Source organism: Kribbella sp. VKM Ac-2571 (genome assembly GCF_004362255.1).
Classification (GTDB): domain Bacteria; phylum Actinomycetota; class Actinomycetes; order Propionibacteriales; family Kribbellaceae; genus Kribbella; species Kribbella pratensis.
Window position 1 is genome coordinate 161496 of record NZ_SNWS01000003.1, and the last position, 20377, is coordinate 181872.

The 20377-nt window shown below is 68.6% G+C and carries 16 protein-coding genes and 1 tRNA gene; 10 read left to right on the top strand and 7 right to left on the bottom strand.

The window, feature by feature from the left end; genetic code table 11:
• Window positions 1-155: 155 nt before the first annotated feature.
• Window positions 156-2747, top strand: coding sequence for an AAA family ATPase (locus EV651_RS08055; protein WP_133783676.1), 2592 nt, complete (start codon window positions 156-158; stop codon window positions 2745-2747).
• A gap of 3 nt (window positions 2748-2750) precedes the next feature.
• Here EV651_RS08055 and EV651_RS08060 read toward each other — a convergent pair whose 3' ends face one another.
• Entirely contained in the window at window positions 2751-3869 is a 1119-nt protein-coding gene (locus tag EV651_RS08060; RefSeq protein ID WP_238156737.1) for an endonuclease, read from the bottom strand.
• A gap of 346 nt (window positions 3870-4215) precedes the next feature.
• Between EV651_RS08060 and cysS the strand changes: the two genes are divergently transcribed.
• Window positions 4216-5682 (top strand): cysteine--tRNA ligase, encoded by a 1467-nt coding sequence (gene cysS / locus EV651_RS08065; protein WP_202870221.1) that lies wholly within the window; start codon window positions 4216-4218, stop codon window positions 5680-5682.
• Window positions 5683-5693: 11 nt separating this feature from the next.
• Here the strand turns inward: cysS and EV651_RS08070 are convergent, their stop codons facing one another.
• Together EV651_RS08070 and EV651_RS08075 are read right to left on the bottom strand one after the other, a co-directional pair.
• Window positions 5694-6812, bottom strand: coding sequence for an aminotransferase class I/II-fold pyridoxal phosphate-dependent enzyme (locus EV651_RS08070; protein ID WP_238156738.1), 1119 nt, complete (start codon window positions 6810-6812; stop codon window positions 5694-5696).
• 3 nt (window positions 6813-6815) lie between these two features.
• A complete protein-coding gene (locus tag EV651_RS08075) occupies window positions 6816-7598 on the bottom strand; it encodes a PrsW family intramembrane metalloprotease (protein WP_133783680.1) in 783 nt (260 codons plus the stop codon).
• A 147-nt stretch (window positions 7599-7745) separates the two neighbouring features.
• Here EV651_RS08075 and EV651_RS08080 point away from each other — a divergent pair, with 147 nt between their 5' ends.
• Window positions 7746-11378, top strand: a complete 3633-nt coding sequence (locus EV651_RS08080) for a S8 family serine peptidase (protein ID WP_133783682.1) — start codon at window positions 7746-7748, stop codon at window positions 11376-11378.
• A 21-nt stretch (window positions 11379-11399) separates the two neighbouring features.
• On the opposite strand, the gene EV651_RS08085 is transcribed toward EV651_RS08080, so the two are convergent.
• Window positions 11400-12377: a helix-turn-helix domain-containing protein gene (locus tag EV651_RS08085; RefSeq protein ID WP_133783684.1), complete on the bottom strand. Its 978-nt coding sequence runs from the start codon at window positions 12375-12377 to the stop codon at window positions 11400-11402.
• A 177-nt stretch (window positions 12378-12554) separates the two neighbouring features.
• Between EV651_RS08085 and EV651_RS08090 the strand changes: the two genes are divergently transcribed.
• Window positions 12555-12737, top strand: a complete 183-nt coding sequence (locus EV651_RS08090) for a hypothetical protein (RefSeq protein ID WP_133783686.1) — start codon at window positions 12555-12557, stop codon at window positions 12735-12737.
• A gap of 104 nt (window positions 12738-12841) precedes the next feature.
• Window positions 12842-13705, top strand: coding sequence for a metallophosphoesterase (locus EV651_RS08095; protein ID WP_133783688.1), 864 nt, complete (start codon window positions 12842-12844; stop codon window positions 13703-13705).
• Window positions 13706-13708: 3 nt separating this feature from the next.
• Here EV651_RS08095 and EV651_RS08100 read toward each other — a convergent pair whose 3' ends face one another.
• The 3 genes from EV651_RS08100 to EV651_RS08110 form a co-directional block, all read right to left on the bottom strand.
• A complete protein-coding gene (locus EV651_RS08100; protein WP_133783689.1) occupies window positions 13709-13969 on the bottom strand; it encodes a Txe/YoeB family addiction module toxin in 261 nt (86 codons plus the stop codon).
• Window positions 13966-14280 (bottom strand): type II toxin-antitoxin system Phd/YefM family antitoxin, encoded by a 315-nt coding sequence (locus EV651_RS08105; protein ID WP_238156739.1) that lies wholly within the window; start codon window positions 14278-14280, stop codon window positions 13966-13968. The genes EV651_RS08100 and EV651_RS08105 overlap by 4 nt, the downstream gene beginning before the upstream one ends.
• Before the next feature lie 98 nt (window positions 14281-14378).
• Window positions 14379-14462, bottom strand: a tRNA-Leu gene (locus EV651_RS08110).
• 169 nt (window positions 14463-14631) lie between these two features.
• Between EV651_RS08110 and EV651_RS43080 the strand changes: the two genes are divergently transcribed.
• The 5 genes from EV651_RS43080 (at window position 14632) to EV651_RS08135 (ending at window position 20327) form a co-directional block, all read left to right on the top strand.
• Window positions 14632-15474 carry a DUF3662 and FHA domain-containing protein gene (locus EV651_RS43080; protein WP_133783691.1) on the top strand — a complete coding sequence of 281 codons (843 nt, stop codon included), beginning with the start codon at window positions 14632-14634 and terminating at the stop codon, window positions 15472-15474.
• Window positions 15475-15484: 10 nt separating this feature from the next.
• A complete protein-coding gene (locus EV651_RS08120; RefSeq protein ID WP_133783693.1) occupies window positions 15485-15967 on the top strand; it encodes an FHA domain-containing protein in 483 nt (160 codons plus the stop codon).
• A 10-nt stretch (window positions 15968-15977) separates the two neighbouring features.
• A complete protein-coding gene (locus EV651_RS08125) occupies window positions 15978-17402 on the top strand; it encodes a PP2C family serine/threonine-protein phosphatase (protein ID WP_133783695.1) in 1425 nt (474 codons plus the stop codon).
• A gap of 76 nt (window positions 17403-17478) precedes the next feature.
• On the top strand, window positions 17479-18876 hold the full coding sequence (locus EV651_RS08130; RefSeq protein ID WP_133783697.1) for an FtsW/RodA/SpoVE family cell cycle protein: 1398 nt from the start codon (window positions 17479-17481) through the stop codon (window positions 18874-18876).
• The gene (locus EV651_RS08135; protein WP_133783699.1) at window positions 18873-20327 is read left to right on the top strand and encodes a penicillin-binding protein 2; all 1455 of its coding nucleotides are present in this window, start codon (window positions 18873-18875) and stop codon (window positions 20325-20327) included. The genes EV651_RS08130 and EV651_RS08135 overlap by 4 nt, the downstream gene beginning before the upstream one ends.
• Window positions 20328-20377: the final 50 nt, after the last annotated feature.

A 20377-nucleotide genomic window follows, 5' to 3' on the forward strand; every position in this document is an offset into this window, starting at 1 on the left:
CGCTTCCAAGCATTTCGCCTCAGGTGTGCGCGATCGGGACGCGCTGTGTAGACCGGTTGCCGCCGGGGCGTAATTCAACTTCCAGGGGGTGAGTGTTAACCGGTAGGTAACTCACCGACCGTGTCGGGGACCGCTACGGTCCGCACGCTGTCCCCATGAGCCAGGTCTTCGGAGCCGACGGGCGCCCGGCGTACTTGATCACGCGCAAGGACCAGCTCGGTACGCCGCTCTCGTTGAGCGGCGTACTGCCGGAGAGCAAAGCGATCCTGTTCCAGGGCGCGCCCGGCATGGGCAAGACCACCGAACTGAACCGGGTGGAAGATCTGGCCGAACTCCACGGCTGGACCACGATCCGGGTGACCGCATCCGAGAACATACCGCTCGAGCACCACCTCACCACCGCGTTCCGGAAGAAGCTCGAAGACCTGCAGGACAGGTTCGGCAAGCGCCGGGTACGCGGCCTCAGCAAGACGGTTCGTGACCTGACCGAGAGCGGCCGGAACACCCGATGGGGATGGGAAGCGCGGCTCGGTGGCGGTCCCGTCCCGGTCGAGTTCGTCGGTAAGCGCGAGAAGGACACCACCGCGCACGACAAGCTCGGTACCACGCTGAACGACTTCGCCGATGAACTCGGCCGGATCGCCGGCCACGAGAACGAGCCGATCCTGCTGCTGATCGACAAGATCGACGCGGCGTCGGAGCACGACCAGGCGGGCGTCAACGACCTGGCGATCCATCTCGAGGAAATGGATCGCCCGGTGTGGCTGGTCGTCGCCGGCGGCACGAAGTCGACGAGTTCGCTGATGCACGCGTCCCGGCGGATGTCCGGCATCGCCACCACGATCACCAACCAGTTCAGTGTCCGCGAGCTCGAGCCGCTGTCCGACGCGGATCTCGCGGTCTTCCTGACCGAGCCGCTCGACGCCGCGGAGATCCCGTACGAACACGACGGTATCGACGTACTGGTCCGCGCCGCCAACGGCAACCCGAGCCAGTTGCGGAAGTTCGCCCTGGCCGCTGTCGCGATGCGGGAGCCGGAGCGCGGGATCACGGCGGCGGCCGCGGAGGCGGCGACCGTCAGGGTCTGGACGGACTCGGAACACAGCTACCAGAGCAAGTGGAATCAGCCGGAGACCACGCACGCCCAGAAGGACCTCCTCGCCAGGGTCGCAGCGCAGGGAACGAACGGTCTGTACATGCCGCCCGAGACCCGTCCCGATCTCCCGGACGAGTGGCAGCAGGTCGACAGGGCACGCCAGGAACTCGTCGCCCGCGGAATGCTCCGGGAGCACGACGGCCAGCTCGTGACGATCCCCGACAAGGGGTTCCGGGACTGGGTCAACACACACCTCGACCAGACACCGGCGCTTGCCCGCGGCCCGGAAGCCGGCCGGCCCGCTGCCAACCTGGCACCGGTACACCTGGCCGGGGAACGCGCTGCGGTCAACAGGGTGTTCGGCGCGCCTGGTCAGCTCGTCGAGCAGATCGACCGCAAGGACAAGTTCGGCCGGCCGATCTCGCTCGACCAGGCACTCCCGATCGGAACAACGGTGCTGTTCACCGGCCCTCCCGGCATCGGCACCAGTCACGAGCTGACCCGGACCAAGGCGCTGGCCGACCGGGAAGGCTGGATCTCGATCCGCTTCAGCGCCTCGCGCCGCGAGTCGGTGGAGTCCAGGATCATTCGCGCCGTTCAGAAAGAGCTGGACACGTTCAAGCAGCGGTATCCGGCCGACCAGGTCAAGGAGCTGAAAGAGATCCTGAACCGGATGGCCGTCCGGACCAAGAACTCGATGAACACCGCGCAACTGCGGGCCGGCCTCGCGCCCGGACCCAAGATCGGCGTCCACCGGGCGTGGGAAGGCGTCACGAAGGACTCGGTCGGTCGCACCTTGAGCGAGCTCGGTGAACAGCTCGGCAAGATGGCCGGCCCACGCCGCGAACCGATCGTGCTGATGGTCGACAACCTGGACGCCGCGTCGGACACCGATCTGGTCGCCCTGACCGGCCTGTCAGCCACCCTGCACGAGAACCGGAAGCCGGCCTTCCTGATCGCGGCGGGCGGCAACCAGATGGAGTCCCGGCTGCTGTCGGCATCGGGTGGCCGCTCCGGGACGGAGACCGAGCTGAAGCTCGACGTCCGCGAGCTGGTGCCGATGAACGCCGACGAGATGCGCACGGCACTTGTCCGGCCGCTGTCCAAGGCCGGTATCCGGTGTGAGCCGGGTGCTGTGGACAAACTGGTGGAGGGCGCACAGGGCCACCCGAGCAGGCTGCGGACACTGGCCGGCGCGGCCCTCGAGCTCGTTCAGCCCGGCCAGAACACCATCACCACCGAGATCGCCGTGACAGCGGCCTCTCGGCTGAACACGCGATCCCAGTCGCTGTACGCCGCTGCCTGGGCCAACTGTTCGGACCACGAGATGGCGTTGCTGGCGAAGACCGCGGCGCACGGGACCCACGGCGTACCGATCCCGTCCCGGACCGAGAGTCCGGATCGCTGGGACCTCGACAACGCGTCCAAGACGCTGATCTCACGCGGCTTGCTGACCCGCACCGATTTCCGGATCCACGTCACCGACCCAGGCTTCCAGGACTGGGTACAGACCCGGCTCGGCACGTCTACTGCGCTGTCCGGCATCGCAGCACCGGTCAGACCCCAGGCGCAGCGCACGACGAACGGAGGGCGGACCGTGGACCACCGGCCCGCCCTCGGCGCGAAACAAGACGTACAGCAGAACCGCTGACCCTTACGGCCAGATCGACGCGACCCACTCCGGGTGGTCGATGAACGGGTTCCGGTTGTGCTGGAACTGGCTGTAGATGACCTCGTTGCGGTTCTTCTCGAAGGCGTCCGGCGGGTCGGCCGCAGCCCAGGCCTTCAACACCGAGACCTTGCCGATGTACGGCGCGGTGCCGTTGCTGACGGAGTCGTTCAGCTCGAGGTTCGCGAACCCGTCGTCGCCCTCGTAGCGCACGGCCATGTAGAAGATCATCCGGGCGACGTCACCGCGGACCGCCGCACGGGGCGCGAACGAGTCCGAGTCCGCCGTACAGCCGGAGCACTGGGCGACCGACGTACCGCCGTTGTCGAAGTCGAGGTTGCCGCGGGCCGAGTTCACCGTCACGTCCTCGGGGCGGAGGTGGTGGATGTCGGTGCCCGGGCCGGTCGCGGTCCCGAAGTCGCCGTGCGACTTGGCCCAGACGTGCTCGCGGTTCCAGTCGTCGGCGTCGCTGCCGTTGAGGGTCTTGCTGATCGAGCGGCCGGAGTAGATCTCGATGACGTTGCTGCTGTTGTTCGGGTCCTGGTCGGTGACCTTCAGCGCGTCCCAGACCTGGTCGTAGGTGAGCTTGGTCTGGCTCGAGATGATCGTGTGCAGCGCGGACTTCAGCGCCGCCCCGGTCTTGCCTGCCGCGCCGGCGTAGTAGTCACCCGGATCCGGGCCCGGGTCCGTGCCGCCACCGCCGGTGAAGGCGGTCGCGTTCTTCAGGCCGGGGTGCGAGAAGTACGCCGCCAGCGTGCCGGTGACGGTGATCTGCTTGCCGAGCAGGCTCGGGTTGCTCTGCAGTCCGTACGACGCGCGGAACGCGGTCGGGATCTGGACGTAGAGCATCGACGACGTACTGGCCTGGGACGCCGAGTCGGCGAGCGCCAGCGCGTAGTCGTTCGGGAAGTTGCTGCGGACAACGGTGCTGGTGGCGGTCGGCTGGCCGACCACGTACCCGGTGACCGAGGCGGTCGAACCGTCTTGGCGGCCGATCGCCGTGGCGACCGTGATCGAGGTGGCGGCCCCGGCCGGCGTGATGCCGAAACCGAGCAGGGCCAGTACGGCGGTGACAAGCAGCGCCGGACGCAAGAGTCGGGACACGGCTACTCCCAGGGGCGGTTGGGGACCGGACGCAGGTCAGTCTGCCCAGGATGCCGAGCCGCCGAACATCCGGCATGCAAACACTTGATGAAGAGTTGAACCGGTGGGGCGATGAACGAATGAGTGCCGCTCACCACCCCACCTGGGTGAATGGGCCCCCATCAGGCCGAGACGCACAGCCGCAGCCCGCTCTGCCCACACACCAGCGAGGCGCCACTGGCGGGCGGCACCTCACCGTCGAGGTCGGCGTGGGACGGACGCCGTTTACGGACCGTACTCACTTCAGCACGCATTGTCCATGCCTTCGCCGGAGCCATCTCACACTCCGACCGGTAGCATCGCGCGGGTGACCGTGCCGTTGCGACTTTTCAATTCACTCGGACGCCGGGTCGAGGACTTCACCCCCGGCACAGACGGCATCGTGCGGCTGTACAGCTGTGGCCCGACGGTCTACAGCTACGCGCACATCGGCAACCTGCGGGCTTACACCTTCGCGGACACCTTGCGCCGGGCCCTGCTCTGGAAGGGCCTGCAGGTCGAGCACGTCATCAACATCACCGACGTCGGTCACGCGGTCGCGGAGGCCGAGCTCGGGGAGGACAAGCTGGAGGTCGCGGCCGCCCGGGAACGCCGGTCGGTCGAGGAGATCGCGGCGATGTACACCGAGGCGTTCTTCGCCGACCTGGCCGCGCTGAACATCCTGCCCGCACACCACTATCCGCGGGCCACGCAGTACGTCGAGCAGATGATCGCGTTCGCGGAACGGCTGGTCGAGCGCGGCTTCACCTACGAGATCGAGTCCGGGCTGTACTTCGACACGTCGAAGGATCCGACGTACGGGCAGCTCGGTCTGATCGACGTGAGCGGTCAGCTCGAGGGCGCCCGCGTCGAGGAGGTGCCCGGCCGACGGGCCAAGACCGACTTCGCGCTGTGGCGCGCGGAGGCTCCGGGGCAGTTGCGGGCGATGCGCTGGAACTCGCCGTGGGGCTGGGGAGCACCCGGCTGGCATCTCGAGTGCTCGGTGATGAGCATGCTGCTGCTCGGCGAGCACTTCGACATCCACACCGGCGGTGTGGACCACCGGCAGTTGCACCACGTCAACGAGATCGCCCAGAGCGAGGCGTACCTCGGCGACGGGCAGCCGTGGGTGAAGTTCTGGCTGCACAACGAGTTCCTGCAGCTCGGCTCGGCGAAGATCTCGAAGTCGGCCGGTCACATCCTGACCGTCAGCGACCTGGCCGAGCAGGGATTCCATCCGCTCGCTTATCGGCTGTTCCTGCTCGGCGGTCACTATCGCGCTCAGCTCGAGTTCACGATGGCCGGACTCGACAGCGCCCAGTCCGCACTACGCCGGTTGGTTCGCCGTACGTCGTCACTCGGCGAGCTGCCGCCCGTGACGACAGCGGACGAGGCTCGCGCAGCGGCCGGTGACGACGCTGCGGCTATCGCCGTGATCGACCAGATCGACGACGCGATCAGCTCGGACCTCAACACACCACGCGTGCTCGCGTTGCTGCAGGAGTCGCTGCGTGATCAGGCCCTGTCCGAGGCGGGGCAGCGGGCGGTCGTGGCCGCGTGCGCCGCCGTACTCGGGCTGCCGTTCGGCCAACTCACCCCGGCTGACGTCGAGCCGGTTGCGACCGGGCTGCCGGAGCTCGACGAGGGTGCGGTAGATCAACTGGTCGCGGACCGCGAGGCCGCTCGGGCCGCTCGGGACTGGGCCCGCGCCGACGCGCTCCGTGCGAAGCTGACCGAGCTGGGCGTTCAGGTCACCGACACCACCGACGGCCCGACCTGGACCCGCATCAGCTGAGCAGCCAACCTTCAGCGCCGCTTCTCCAGCCAGTCGGACCAGACCGCCAGAGCCTCGTCCGGCCCGCTCCGACCGAGCCCGACCCGGAAGCGATCCGTCGGTGTCGCGGTGAGCTCGGACGAGTAGATACTCGCCGGCAGCAGCAGTACGCCGGCCTGCTCGACCAGCTCGCTGCACATGGATTCGACTCCGTCAGCGCCGAGGTAGCGCGGATAACATACGCATCCGCCGTCCGGGGCGGTGAACTCGAACAGATCCGGGTACCGCCCGAAGAACTCGGCGAACAGCGGCAGATTCCGCGCGACGATGCCCCGGTTGCGCTCCAAGATGCGGTCGCGGGCGCGCAGCGCGATCAACGCGAGGACCTCACTCGGCCCCGCGTTGCAGATCGTCGTGTAGTGCTTCGCCCGTTCGAGCCGACCCAGGACGGTACGGTCGCGGCAGGCGACCCACCCGATCCGCAGGCCGGGCAGCCCGTACGCCTTGGACATCACGTTGAGAGAGATCGCCATACCCGAAAGATCTGTTGCCTGGGGCAAAGGATCCGCTTCGAGGCCGCGGTAGACCTCGTCGGAGAACAGGATGATGCCGCGCTCGTCGCACAGCTGGACGAGTCGCGACCAGGCGTCCGGTGAGGGGAGTGCACCTGTCGGGTTGTTGGGGAAGTTGACCGACACGAGCCGGGTGTTGGGGCGTAGAGCAGCTGCTACCGCGTCGACGTCAAGTGCCCAGCCTTCGCCGGACTGCAGTGAAACCCCAGTTACGTCACAGACGGACAGTGGGATGGTTTCTGCTGCCTGGTAGTTGGGGGTGAGGACGACGGCGTGGTCGGTGGGCTCGAGCAGCGTTCGCATCGCCAGGTAGATCGCCTCTTCGGCGCCTGCGAAACACAGGATGTCGTCGGGCCGGACCTCGGCGTACGTCGACGCGATCGCCTCGCGCAGCGCCGGCAGACCGCGGGTTTCCGTGTAGCCGAGGGTCAGCGACTCCCACCGCTCGCGACCGTCGTCGTCGGCCATCGCCAGCAGCTCGGACATCGGCAGCGTCTGCGCGTCCGACGCGGTCAGGTGGTAGCGCGCGCTGAACTCCCAGCGCGCGAAGTACGTCTCCAGGCGGAAATCAGGCAGCACGATCTAGACCGTAGCCGGGACATCGGCGCGCTGGGCGCGCTTGAGGCCGTAGAGCAGGAGGCCGATCGAGATCGCGCCGACGACGGCGTAGGTGATGCGGCCGCCGATCCCGTCCCAGGTGGAGTGCAGCGCGACGGCCAGCGCGTACATGCCGAGGAAGCCGGCGAACCGCTTGCCGGTCGGCTCGAGCACGAACCGCCACAGTCCCCAGCAGGTCAGACCGGTCCAGGCCGCGTGCCCCGCCGGTGAGAGCAGGCCGCGGATGAACAGTGTCTGCTCGGCCGCGCCGACGTTCCCGTCGGACTGCAGTAGCGCGACGAACGCGTAGCCCATCGTCTCCAGTACGGCGAACCCGGTGCCGACCGCGACCCCGATGACGATCCCGCGTCCGATCGAGGTCCGGTACCGGTGCCCGAAGAACACCACGAGGATCGCCGGTACGACGAGCTTGGCCGCCTCCTCGATCAACCCGACACCGACCATCGGCCGCGTCCCGAGCCGGCGTATCGCGTCGTACTCGAGCAGGCCCGCGACAACGACCCCGACCACTCCGCCGAACAGCAGGCAACCCCCGAGCGTCGGCCCGTCGATCAGCCACCGCCCGGACCGGCCGGCGGCGAACGTCACGAAGGTCAGCGGTACTACGAGTGCCCCGAGCAGGATCATCGTCGGGAACAGATTCGGGTTCCCGGTGTCGGTCAGCACCGCCAGCACGGCCAGATACAGCCCCGCTCCGATCAGAAACGTCCCCACCCAGGCCCACCGGCGTACCAGCTGTTGTGTCATGGACTGAATGGTGCCGGTTGCTGTCCTCATTGCGCCATGTCGCAGGGACGGCAGTGGTGGACAGGGCGGATTGCTGTGACCTGATTGCAAACTCAGTCCGAAGAAGAGGTGTGCCTGCTCCAAACCTCTCGAAGGAGAATTCCGCCTATGTCCTCCCTCCGACGTGCCGCCGCGCTCACCACCGCGGCGGTACTTGCTCTCGGCGCGGCGACGGTGATCCCGTCCGCCGCTGCCCCTCCCACGGGATCCACAGCGATCAAGACGTCCTCGGTCACGCTGATCACCGGTGACGTCGTCGAACTGACCGATGCCGGCGCCGGCAAGAAGGCCGCCACGGTCCGCCCCGCGGCCGGCCGCGAAGGCGTCTCGTTCCACACGATCGAGGCCGACGGCGGACTCCGCGTGCTGCCGAGCGACGCCGTACCGTTCGTGTCGAGCGGCGTCCTGGACGTGGACCTGTTCGACGTCGACGAGCTGATCGCCGACGGGTACGGCGACGCCGCGAGCCTCCCGCTCATCGTCAAGGACACCCCTGGCATTCGGTCTGCGCAGAACCTCGCCGGTACGACGACGACGCGACAGCTCCCGTCGATCGGCGGCCGCGCCCTGACCGCCGCGAAGGACCAACTGCCGCAGCTGTGGAAGTCTCTCAAGCCCGGCGTCGGCACCCGCTCGCTGAACAGCGGCGTCACCAAGATCTGGCTGGACGGCAAGGTCCGTCCGGTGCTCGACAAGAGCGTCCCGCAGATCGGCGCGCCGGACGCGTGGAAGGCCGGGTACGAGGGTTCCGGCGTACAGGTCGCCGTACTGGACACCGGCGTCGACGCGACGCACCCGGACCTGGACGGCAAGGTCAAGGAGAGCCAGGACTTCTCCGGCAGCCCGAGCGGCACCGAGGACCACTTCGGCCACGGCACGCACGTTGCCGCGACCATCGCCGGCACCGGCGCGGGAGCCGGCGGCACCCGGAAGGGTGTGGCGCCGAAGGCCGACCTGCTCGTCGGCAAGGTGCTCGGCGACGACGGGTACGGGTACGACTCCTGGATCATCGCCGGGATGGAGTGGGCCGCGTCCGAGGGCGCGAAGGTCGTGAACATGAGCCTCGGCGGCGAGGCCACCGACGGCACCGATCCGCTCAGCCAGGCGGTCAACGACATCACCGCGCAAACCGGCACCCTGTTCGTGGTTGCGGCCGGCAACGAGGGCCAGGACGAGACGGTCGGCACGCCGGGCGCCGCGGCGTCCGCGCTGACGGTCGGTGCCGTGGACCGCGAGGACAAGCTCGCAGACTTCTCCAGTCGTGGACCGCGGCTCGGTGACGCGGGCCTGAAGCCGGAGATCACCGCCCCCGGCGTCGGCATCATCGCCGCCCGCGCGACCGGCACGGTCATGGGCGACCCGGTCGACGAGCTCTACACCGCTGCCTCCGGTACGTCGATGGCGACGCCGCACGTCGCCGGTGCAGCGGCCCTGCTCGCGCAGCAGCACCCGGACTGGAAGGCTGACCAGTTGAAGAACGCGCTGGTCAGCACCGCGAAGACCCAGCCGGAGCAGACCGTGTACGCACAGGGCGCGGGTCGGGTCGACCTCACCCGGGCCGTCGCGCAGAAGGTGACCGCCAGCGGCGTGGCGGACTTCGGCGTACAGACGGCGGAGGCGGGCACGCGGACCATCACCTATCGGAACGACTCCGGCAGCGCGGTCACGCTGAACCTGTCCGTCCAGGTGACGAACCTCGACGACAAGCAGCCGGAAACCGACGGCTTCGGTCTGCCCGCGACCGTCACGGTCCCGGCCAACGGCACCGCCGACGTGCCGCTCACCCTGGACCCGGCCAAGCTCGGCCGCGGTCAGTACAGCGGCTGGATCGTTGCCACCGGCCCCGACGGTGTCGTCACGCACACCGCGGTCGGCGCGCTCCGCTCCGGCCCGAAGCACAAGGTCACGCTGCGAGCGGTCGGCCTGGACGGTCAGCCCACCGGCGTCCCGGTGATCTCGTTGTACGGCGACAACTCGCGGTCCGACGTACTGGCGTGGATCCCGAACGGTGCGACGTACACCGCCGAGGTCGAGGAGGGCACCTACCTGCTGCACTCGCTGGTCGAGAACAGCGACCCGCAGGACGAGCAGGCCAGCCTCTTCACCGACCCGAACGTCGTCGTCGACAAGGACACCGAGATCGTCATCGACGCGCGGAAGGCGGTCCCGATCAAGATCGAGACGCCGAAGCCGTCGGAGCAGCAGGCGGTGCTGAGCTACTACGTGCACCGCGAGTACGGCAACGGGCGGTCGATCAGCCACGGGGTCATGCACTTCAGCACGGTCAAGCAGGTGAACGTGACGCCGACCAAGCCGGTCAAGGACGGCAGCTTCGAGTTCTCGTCGCGCTGGCAGCTGGTCGCCCCGATGGTGCAGGCGTCGATCCCCGGTGTGACAGGTCCGTTGGACATCAACCTGCTGCACCAGTCGCCGTCGTACGAGGGCAAGAGGCGGTTCCCACTGGTGTACGCCGACTCCTCGCTGCAGGGCGTCAAGGGCGCGCTGGCGGTGCTGGACTCCAGCGAGGACGGTTGGGGCAACGGCAGCGAGCAGGACCAGATCGCAGCAGCCGCGAAGGCCGGTGCCGCTGCGGTCATCCTGGTCCGGCCCGCCGACTGGTCCGCCTGGACGGTCTGGCGTCCGGTCGGCGACCGCGAGCCGATCCCAGCCATGGTGACGACGTACAAGGACGGTCAGAAGCTGATCGCCCGGGCGCGTCAGGGCCACGCGAGCATCGACCTGACGCTCACCACGTCCAGCCCGTACCTGTACGACGTACAGCAGGTCTCCACCGGGTTCATCCCGGCGCAGATCGTCTACAAGGTGACGGCGGCGAACAGCGCCCGCATCACCACGCGGTACGCCGACAACGGCGGGTTCAACTGGGCCAAGGAGCAGCGGTTCGGGTGGCGTCCGTGGCAGGAGTACTCGTGGAACGACTCCCAGCGGTTCGTCGAGACGCCGAAGGTCCGCGAGGAGTGGGTGACGTCGGGTGACTCACTCTGGCAGCACCGGGTGCACCACCTGTACACGTGGGACACCATGAACCCGCTGGCCGGCGGTATGACGTCTGTACCGCGTAGCTACCGGACCGGTTCGTCGGACGAGACGTGGTTCGGTCCGGTCGTACGTCCCGCGGCTGCACCGGGCATCCAGTCCACGCGCACCGGTGACCGGCTCTCGCTCCGCATCCCGTCGTTCGTGGACGCAGCCGGGCACTACACGATCGGTGAGGCTACGAAGGCCTCGGCGACGCTGTCCCGCAACGGTCAGGTCGTGGCTGAGCTTCCGGACGCGTGGGAGGACGTGATCACCTCCAGCGACAATGCGGCGTACAAGCTCGACCTGTCCACCGAGCGCATCGACTCCGAAGGCGAGTGGAACTGGGGGACGCGCACGCAGACCTCTTGGGAGTTCCACTCGGCCAAGCAGGCGGACGACAAGGCAACGCCGCTCGCACTGCAGCAGGTCGACTACAAGGTCCCGGTCGACCTGACCGGCCGGGTGAGCGCCCGGACGCACGTAGTCGGATTCGAGTCGCTCCGGGCGACCGGACTGCAGGCCTGGTCCTCGTTCGACGAGGGCAAGACCTGGCAGCGCCTTGTGGTGCTCGGTGCCTCCGGTCACTACCTGGCCGTCGTCCCCAACGCCCACGACACCGTCTCGCTCAAGGTCGCGGCAACCGGCCCGAACGGCACGAAGGTCACCCAGACGGTGATCCGCGCGTACGGCGTCAAGTAGTACGGCAGCCCGCCGGCCTGGCTAGAGCCAGTCGCGTTTTGCGGCCTGGAAAGCCAGGCCGGTGCGGGTGTCCACACCGGCCAGCGCCATGAGGCGGTCGAGACGCCGCTGGACCGTACGGCGGCTGATACCCAACTGGTTGGCGATGGACTTGTCCGGTACGCCGCCTACGAGCATGGAGAGCAGGAGCCGCTCGGAGTCGTCCAGACCCTCGTCTTCGTGCTTCTCCTCGGCGTGGAGGCGCACGGGTGTGGCCAACTCCCAGTAGCTCTCGAAGAGCGCCAGCAACGCGTCGAGGAGCTGCCCGCGGCTGATGATCGCGGCGGACGGCTCTCCGATGCTCTGCTCGTCGTCTCGCACCAGGGGGCAGATCGCCGTCGACCGATCCACGATCGCGATCCGGACCGGCAGTGTCGGCACTACCCGGGCCTCCTCGCCCCAGCTGACGCCCTCGGCGATCGAGTCCAGCTCACCGGGTGTCTCGATCAGTGCGCGCTCGTAGATCGCGCGGTACCGGACGCCGCGGGACAAAGCGCCGTACTCCTCGGTGTTCTCGGCGCCCTGCATCGCGAGCGGGTTCGCGCGGCAGAACCAGAGGATCTCCTCGCGGGCCGAGTTCTGCAGGTCCCGCAGCCGTTCGCGGAGTGTTGTGGCGCCGACGATGACCTCGACCAGGTGGTGCGCGTCGCGCCGGCTCACGCTGGCCCGGAACTCCTCGCTGAGTGCGCTCACCGTCTTGCGGGCCGCCTCGAGCGACTCCTGCCGGCGCAGCAACGTCGTACCGAAGGCGACGTCCGGCGGCAACGGCCGGAACACCGGATCGTCGGCCGGCTGCGCCGTCACCAAACCCTTGGCCTGCAACCGCTGCAGCACTTCGTCGGCCTCCGGCTGCGTGAACTTGGCGACCTCGGCCAGGTCGGCCGCCTTGGCCGCCGACAGCCCGACGAGCAGCCGGTACGCCTGTTCTTCCCGTTCGTCCAGCAACATGCCGTCCTGCATCCGCCCCACCTCCCGGGCACCACCTAAGCAGGCATTCCAACGTGGAAGCGAGCATTTTCCATCTGGCACTCATCAGCCACGGCACGGTTATGTCATCACGGAGCAGGTGAACTCCCGTCACCTTCCGGTCAGACACCCGCGGAACTCGCCAGCCGCCCGCCCTGGAGAAGAGAACGCATGATGAGCCTCACCGACTACGCCGGCGTCGCCGGCCTGATCGCCGCAACCGCCGTCGCGATCTGGATGCTCCGCAACCACCGCACCACCGCCCCGACCGCCCGACCCGCCCGCCACCGCGGCTCGCCTGCCCTGCGCCTCCCACGCCCGACCCACCCGGAGCGCGCGTCTTCGCGGCGGTAGTCTCAGCTCACACGACTGGCGAGGGTGGGTACGACCACCAGGGAGTGACGCGAACGGCATCGACCGCCTGGGTGCCTACGGCAACGACGCCGAGGAGTCGCTCCATGCACCGTGTTCTACACCTGTCAGACACCCACGTGAGCCGAACCGGCCCTGATGAGGACGGTGTCGACGGGCTCGCCGCGCTACAGGCTCTCCTGCACGACGTACGACACGTCCCGGACCTGGACCTGGTCGTCGTCAGCGGAGACGTCGCGGACGACGGTTCCGCTGAGGGGTGCGCCAAGGTCCGCATCGTTGTTGGCGAGTTCGCGGCCGAACGCGGCATCCCGCACGTCTACTGCACGGGCAACCACGATCGTCGCGACGGTTTCGCGGCCGCGCTCGGCTCGGGTCATCTGGGCCCGGACGGCTCCCCGATCGGCCGACCCGCCGGCCTCGACGGGGTGATCGCCGCGGTCAGCGAGGTCGCCGGCTTGCGGGTGATCACGCTCGACAGCCTCGTCCCCGGAGAAACGTACGGCGTCCTGAGTCGCGACCAACTGAACTGGCTGGCGACAGAACTGAGCGCACCCGCGCCGGCCGGATCGATCGTCGTGCTCCACCATCCGCCGATCTGGGTCGATGCAGTTCCGTACCTGCGGTCCGTCGTTCTCCAGGAGCCGGAGGAACTCGCACACGTCCTCGCCGGCAGCGACGTGCACGCCGTGCTTTCCGGACACCTGCACCACCAACTGTCCGGGCAAACAGGCGAGAAGCCCGTCTGGGTTACTCCCGGCGTCATCACGCGGATCGACCTCACCGCGCCCCCCGCGCTGGTCCGCGGCGTACTCGGCGCAGGCGCCACCGTCGCCGACCTCGGCGGCCGGTTCGGTCCGACCTTCCACACGCTCCACGCCCGCGACCCACACGCCGGCTCCCAGGTATACGTCTACGACCCACTCACCGGCGAAGACGCCTCGGAGTGATCGTCAGGGGCCGTAGTGGTAGCGGCAGGCGATGATGTGGATTCCGTCGTCAGCGATGCGGTAGACGAGACGGTGCTCCGTATTGATGCGCCTCGACCAGTAGCCGGCGAACTCGTGCCGTAGTGATTCCGGCTTGCCGATGCCTTCATGACCGTTGCGGTCGATGTCCTCGATCAACTGGTTGATCCGTTTGAGGAGCTTGCGGTCGTTCCCCTGCCACCACAGGTAGTCCTCCCAACCACGGTCGAGGAAGACGACCTTCATGCAGCGCCACCCGCCGTTCCTCCGTCATCGGCGGCGTCGGGGTCGGCCAGTTCGCGCACAGTGCCGTCGCCCGCCCTGTCCTGTTCGATCGCCTCGCGGAGCCGTCTGGCGTTGGCCGGAGACCGCATCAGGTAGTCGGTTTCCTTCAGCGATTCGTACTCCGCCAGCGTGACAACGACGACGGGCTCGTGCCCGGCGCGGGTGATCACCAGCTCCTCCGCGTCGTTCTCGACCGCGTCGAGGGCGGCAGCCAGGTTCGCCCGCGTCTCGGTAAAACTCATCGTCTTCACGCTGTACAGAATAACGTACATCGGTCACAGACTCGTAGAGACGAGTTCGAGATCCTCCGAAAGGAGGAAATGCCCGACAACGCAAAAGTCCCGGTCTGGTTGACCGGGACTCTTCGTTGTGCGCGAGGGGGGAGTTGAACCCCCACGCCCTTTCGGGCACACGGACCTGAACCGTGCGCGTCTGCCTATTCCGCCACCCGCGCGCAGCCGCCTGACACATCTCTTGGCGACGAGAAGGAACAGTAGCACGGGTTCTGCCGGTGCTTCACATTGCGGGTTCGGTCGAACCTCCCGATACGATCGATCGTCGTACCCGGTGTGTCCGCCTGACCGGTGGACATCTGTTGGCGTACCGACCGTGGAGGAGGAGGCGTGCGACCGCTACAGCGCTTCGAGCGACGCCTGGAAGGCATTGTGAGCGGTGTCTTCGCGCGCGCTTTCAAGGGTGACGTCGAGCCGATCGAACTGGCCGCCGCGCTCAAGCGTGAGATCGACAACACCGCGCGGATCCTGTCCCGGGACCGTCGGCTGGTGCCGAACCACTTCACCATCGAGCTCGGTCCGGACGACTTCGAGCGGCTGAACGCGTACGGCCGGACCCTGAACCACGAGCTCGCCAACGAGCTGCGGGACCACGCCGACATCCAGCGCTACACGTTCTCCGGGCCCATCGACATCGAGCTGGTCCAGCAGGATGATCTCCCGACCGGTAAGTTCCGGGTGGTCAGCGCCACGGTCGGGACGCCCCAGCGGCGCCCGCCCTACGAGCCCCAGCCCTACCAGCAGGAGCCCTACGTGCCGCCGAACGAGCCGGTCGTGCAGACCCCGCCGCCGCCAGCGCAGCAGTTCCAGCAGCCGCCGCAGCAGCAGGCGCCGCGCCGCGGGCACCCGCAGGTGATGCTCGAGGTGAACGGCCGCCGCCGCCCGGTGAACCCGCCCGGCGTGGTGCTCGGCCGCGGCACCGACGCCGACATCCAGATCAACGACCCGGGCGTCTCCCGCCGGCACGCCGAGATCCGCCTGATGCCGGAGGGCCCGGGCGGTATCCGGGTGGTGATGGTCGACCTCGGCTCCACCAACGGCACGCTGGTGAACGGCCGCCGGACCACCGAGGCCGAACTGGTGGACGGCTCGACGGTCCGGATCGGCAACACGACCATGACGCTGCGTCTCGCGGACGAGCCGATGGCCCAGCCGCCGAGCAGCGGGTGGTGACTGACCTTCCATGTCGGAACTGACCCTGACCCTGATCAAACTGGGGTTCCTGGCCCTGTTGTGGATGTTCGTCCTCGCGGTGCTGTCCGTGATCAGGTCCGACCTGTTCGGCGCGAAGGTGGACAGCCGGGCCGCGGCTGCCGCCGTAGCGCAGAACTCCCGTACGCCGAAGCCCTCGAAGCCGGTCAAGAAGCGCAAGGGCCTGCCCGGGTCGGTGACGATCGCGGACGGCCCGCAGGCCGGGGTCGGTGCGTCGCTGGGTGACGAGCCGGTGATCATCGGACGCGGGTCGGACTGCCAGATCCGGCTGGACGACGACTACTCCTCCACCCGGCACGCCCGGTTGTTCCTGTCCGAGGGCCAGTGGTGGGTCGAGGACCTCGGCTCCACCAACGGCACGTACCTGGACGGCCAGCGGGTCACCCGCCCGGTCCCGGCCGAGATCGGCGGTTCGATCCGGATCGGCCGGACGACGCTGAACATCGCGAAGTAGGCCTGCCTCGATGACCCTGTCGCTCGACTACGCAACCCTCTCCGACGTCGGACGAGTACGCCGCAACAACGAGGACTCGGCGTACGCCGGTCCGCACCTGCTGCTGCTCGCCGACGGGATGGGCGGCGCGGCAGCCGGTGAGGTGGCCAGCGCGGCGGCGGTCCAGGTGATCCGGCGGCTGGACACCGCCGACATCACCGGCGAAGACATGATCGAGGCGCTGGCCGGCGCGATCCACCGGGCCAACGAGCGCCTGTCCGAGCTGGTCGAGGAGGACCCCGAGCGCGAAGGCATGGGCTCGACGGTCACCGCGCTGATGTTCGACGGCAAGCAGCTCGGCCTGGCCCATCTGGGCGACTCCCGCGCGTACCGGCTGCGGGACGGGCAGCTGTACCAGCTGAGCCACGACCACACCTTCGTGCAGTCGCTGGTCGACGAGGGCCGGATCTCGCAGGAGGAGGCCTTCACCCACCCGCACCGGAACCTGATCCTGCGTGTTCTCGACGGCCGCCCGGATTCCGACCCCGACCTGGAGATGCTCGACGTCCAGGCCGGCGACCGGCTGATGCTGTGCAGCGACGGCCTGCCCGACTACGTGAGCGACGAGGTGATCGCGGCCTCGATGGCCTCCGGTACGCCGGACTCGGTCGTCGTCGACCTGATCACGCACGCGCTGGAGGCGGGGTCGAACGACAACGTCACCGTCCTCGTCGCGGACGTCGTCGAGACCGAGCCCGCGAGTGGCGTCCAGCCGCAACTGGTCGGTGCGGCCGCCGAGCTCGCGCAAGGCAGCACCGGGCGCGGTGAGCCGACGGTCGCGGTCCGCACCGCCGGTGGTGACGGACACGGCGGCGGCGGTGGTCACGGCGGTGCGCTCGACCCGGAGGAGCTGCGGTATGCGCCGCGCCCGCCGAGGCGGTTCCCCTGGCTGCGCCGGATCGCCGTACTGGTTGTGGTCCTCGCCCTGATCGGCGGCGGCGGCTGGTTCGGGTACAGCTGGACCCAGAAGCAGTACTACGTCGGCACCGACGGTGATTACGTGGCGATCTTCAAGGGCGTCGAGGCGGATCTCCCCGGCTTGACGCTGTCGAAGGTGTACGAGCGGCAGGCGCTGCAGGTCGACAAGCTCCCGACGTACAGCCGGCAGCAGGTCGAGGGCAACATCCAGGCGGACAACCTGGCCGGCGCCCGCTCGATCGTCGCGGAGCTGCAGCGCACTGCTGCCGAGTGCGCCGCCCGAGTCAAGCCGACCCCGACCCCGACGCCGAAGCCATCGACCCCGCCCGTCTCGAAGCCCGCGGTCTCGACACCGCCGGTCTCGAAGCCCCCGGTCTCGAAGCCTCCGGTTTCCTCGCCGCCCGCGTCGACGGCCCCGACCGGTACGGCGTCGCCGAGCACGCCGGTCGATCCCGACGACTGCGACGGGGTCCGATGACCGAGCGGAGCGAGGGCATCAAGACAACACAGCGCGCTCGTGCCTCATCGACGCCCGGAGCGAAGCGAGGACGTCGATGAGCATCGCGTCAACTTCCGTCATTCAGATCATCCCGCGGACCCGGCGTGGGGTGGAGCTGCTGCTGCTCGTGATCGCGATCGCGGTCTCGGTCGGCGCGTACGTCAACATCGGCGTCACCGTGCAGAACGCCGTACCGGCCAGCACCGGGTATTACGCGGCCGGTATCGGGCTGCTCGCCCTGATCGCCCACCTCGCGCTCCGTTACCGGGCGCCGTATGCCGACCCGGTGCTGCTGCCCTGCGCCGTGCTGCTGAACGGCCTCGGCGTCGCGATGATCCACCGCATCGACCTCGGCCTGGCCATCGTCGCCGAGGCGAAGGGAAAGGTCCCGAAGGGGCCTGCGGCGCCGCAGCAGATCACCTGGACCGCGGTCGGCGTCGTGCTGTTCCTGGTCGTCATCCTCGTGATCAGAGATCACCGCCGGCTGCAGGCGCTCACCTACACCGCCGGCCTGGCCGGTCTGGTGCTGCTCGTGCTGCCGCTGATCCCCGGCCTCGGCGTGAACCTGAACGGCGCCCGGATCTGGATCCGGCTGGCCGGCATGTCCTTCCAGCCCGGTGAGTTCGCCAAGATCTGTCTGGTCGTGTTCTTCGCCGGCTACCTGGTGGTGAAACGCGACGTCCTGACGCTGGCCGGGCATCGCTTCCTCGGGCTCGACCTGCCGCGGGCCCGCGACCTCGGCCCGATCGGGATCGCCTGGGCGGTCAGCCTCGGCGTCCTGGTGTTCGAGAGCGACCTCGGTTCGTCGCTGCTGTTCTTCGGCCTGTTCCTGTTCCTGCTGTACGTGTCCACCGAGCGGGCCGGCTGGCTGATCATCGGCGGCCTGCTGTTCGTCGGCGGCGCGTACTTCGCGTACATGACGTTCGGTCACGTGCACCGCCGCGTCACCGACTGGCTGAACCCGTGGGCGATCGACGGCGGCCAGGTGAAGCTCGGGCTGATGGGTCAGGCCTGGGGCGGCATCCTCGGCCGCGGTCTCGGCCAGGGCCACCCGGAGGCCACTCTGTACGCCAACAGCGACATGATCATCTCCTCGTTCGCCGAGGAGCTCGGGCTGACCGGGCTGATCGCGATCCTGCTGGTCTACACCCTGATCATCGAGCGCGGCCTGCGGACCGCGCTCGGCTGCCGGGACATCTTCGGCAAGCTGATCGCGACCGGTCTGGCGATGTCGTTCGCGCTGCAGGTGTTCGTGATCGTCGGCGGCGTCACCGGGCTGATCCCGCTGACCGGTCTCGCCACCCCGTTCATGGCGCTCGGCGGTACGTCGCTGGTCGCCAACTGGGCGATCATCGCGCTGCTGCTGCGGATCAGCGACCAGGCCCGGCGGCCGCAGACCCCGGCCGCCCCGGTTTCCGACGAGACGATCGCGATGGCGGTGCAGAAGGCATGAACTCAGCGATCCGGCGACTGGCCGTGGCGGCGATCATCCTGATGCTCGCGCTGATGGCGAACTCGACGTACCTGCAGGCCTTCCGGGCGAACGAGATCAACGGCCGCAACGACAACAACCGGGTCCGCGACTCGCAGTTCTCGGTCAACCGCGGCCCGATCCTGATCGGCAGTACGCCGGTCGCGCAGAGCAAGCCGTCCGGAGACCGGTTCAAGTACCAGCGGACGTACGCGGGCGGCCAGGTCTACGCGCCCGTGACCGGGTTCTACTCGTACCTGTACGGTCGCGGCGGTATCGAGCTGACGATGAACGCCGAGCTGAACGGCTCGGACCCGTCGATGGCGTTCCGCCGGATCATCGACGTGATCAGCAACCGCCCGCAGCAAGGCGGCAGCGTGACCCTGACCCTGAACGCCGCGGCCCAGCAGGCGGCGTACAACGGCCTGGCCGGGAAGACCGGTGCGGTGGTCGCGATCGAGCCGAAGACCGGGCGGATCCTGGCGATGGCCAGCCGGCCGTCGTACGACCCGAACCTGCTCGCCTCGCACGACACCGAGAAGGTCGGCTCGGCCTGGAAGAACCTGAACGCCGACAAGGACAAGCCGCTGTCCAACCGCGCGGTGCAGGAGCTGTATCCGCCGGGGTCGACGTTCAAGCTGGTCACCGCGGCGGCCGCGCTGTCCAGCGGCAAGTACACGCCCGAGAGCAAGGTGAACTCGCCGGCCGAGCTGCCGCTCCCGCAGACCACGGTCCCGCTGGTGAACGAGGACGGCAAGAACTGCGGCGGCAGCAACAGCGCGACGCTGACGATCGCGCTGCGCTACTCCTGCAACACCGCGTTCGGCACCGTCGGCCTGGCCCTCGGCGCCGACGCGCTGAACGAGCAGGCCGCGAAGTTCGGCTTCGGCGCCCGGCCGCTGACCGAGCTGCCGAGCGTGGCCACCAGCCAGTTCCCCGGCGACCCGAACGAGCCGCAGACCGCGCAGTCCGCGATCGGCCAGTTCGACGTCCGCGCCACCCCGCTGCAGATGGCGATGGTGGCGGCCGGGATCGCGAACAAGGGCGAGGTGATGAAGCCGTACCTGGTCCAGAACGTGAAGACCCCGGACCTGAAGACGGTGTCGGAGACCAAGCCGGAGTCGCTGCACCAGGCGGTCACGCCGCAGGTCGCGGCCCAGCTGACGGCGATGATGGTCGATGTCGTCAACAACGGCACCGGCAGGCCGGGCCAGATCAAGAACGTCCAGGTGGCCGGCAAGACCGGTACGGCGCAGACCTCGAAGGACCGCCCGCCGTTCGCGTGGTTCACCGCGTTCGCGCCGGCCAACGACCCGAAGGTGGCCGTGGCGGTCCTGATCGAGGACGCGAACATCGCGCGCAACGACATCGCGGGCGGCACGTTGGCGGCTCCGATCGCCAAGAAGGTGATGGAGGCGGTGCTGGGCCAATGAGCATCCGATGAGCACCATACGGAATGATGCGATGACAGCGCGTCTTTCCA

Bases quoted from the DNA above. Each gene is read 5' to 3' on its own strand.
- EV651_RS08055 (WP_133783676.1), top strand. From the start codon at position 156: ATGAGCCAGGTCTTCGGAGCCGACGGGCGCCCGGCGTACTTGATCACG.
- EV651_RS08075 (WP_133783680.1), bottom strand. From the start codon at position 7,598: ATGACACAACAGCTGGTACGCCGGTGGGCCTGGGTGGGGACGTTTCTG.
- EV651_RS08080 (WP_133783682.1), top strand. From the start codon at position 7,746: ATGTCCTCCCTCCGACGTGCCGCCGCGCTCACCACCGCGGCGGTACTT.
- EV651_RS08085 (WP_133783684.1), bottom strand. From the start codon at position 12,377: ATGCAGGACGGCATGTTGCTGGACGAACGGGAAGAACAGGCGTACCGG.
- EV651_RS08090 (WP_133783686.1), top strand. From the start codon at position 12,555: ATGATGAGCCTCACCGACTACGCCGGCGTCGCCGGCCTGATCGCCGCA.
- EV651_RS08095 (WP_133783688.1), top strand. From the start codon at position 12,842: ATGCACCGTGTTCTACACCTGTCAGACACCCACGTGAGCCGAACCGGC.
- EV651_RS08100 (WP_133783689.1), bottom strand. From the start codon at position 13,969: ATGAAGGTCGTCTTCCTCGACCGTGGTTGGGAGGACTACCTGTGGTGG.
- EV651_RS08105 (WP_238156739.1), bottom strand. From the start codon at position 14,280: ATGTACGTTATTCTGTACAGCGTGAAGACGATGAGTTTTACCGAGACG.
- EV651_RS08120 (WP_133783693.1), top strand. From the start codon at position 15,485: ATGTCGGAACTGACCCTGACCCTGATCAAACTGGGGTTCCTGGCCCTG.
- EV651_RS08125 (WP_133783695.1), top strand. From the start codon at position 15,978: ATGACCCTGTCGCTCGACTACGCAACCCTCTCCGACGTCGGACGAGTA.
- EV651_RS08130 (WP_133783697.1), top strand. From the start codon at position 17,479: ATGAGCATCGCGTCAACTTCCGTCATTCAGATCATCCCGCGGACCCGG.
- EV651_RS08135 (WP_133783699.1), top strand. From the start codon at position 18,873: ATGAACTCAGCGATCCGGCGACTGGCCGTGGCGGCGATCATCCTGATG.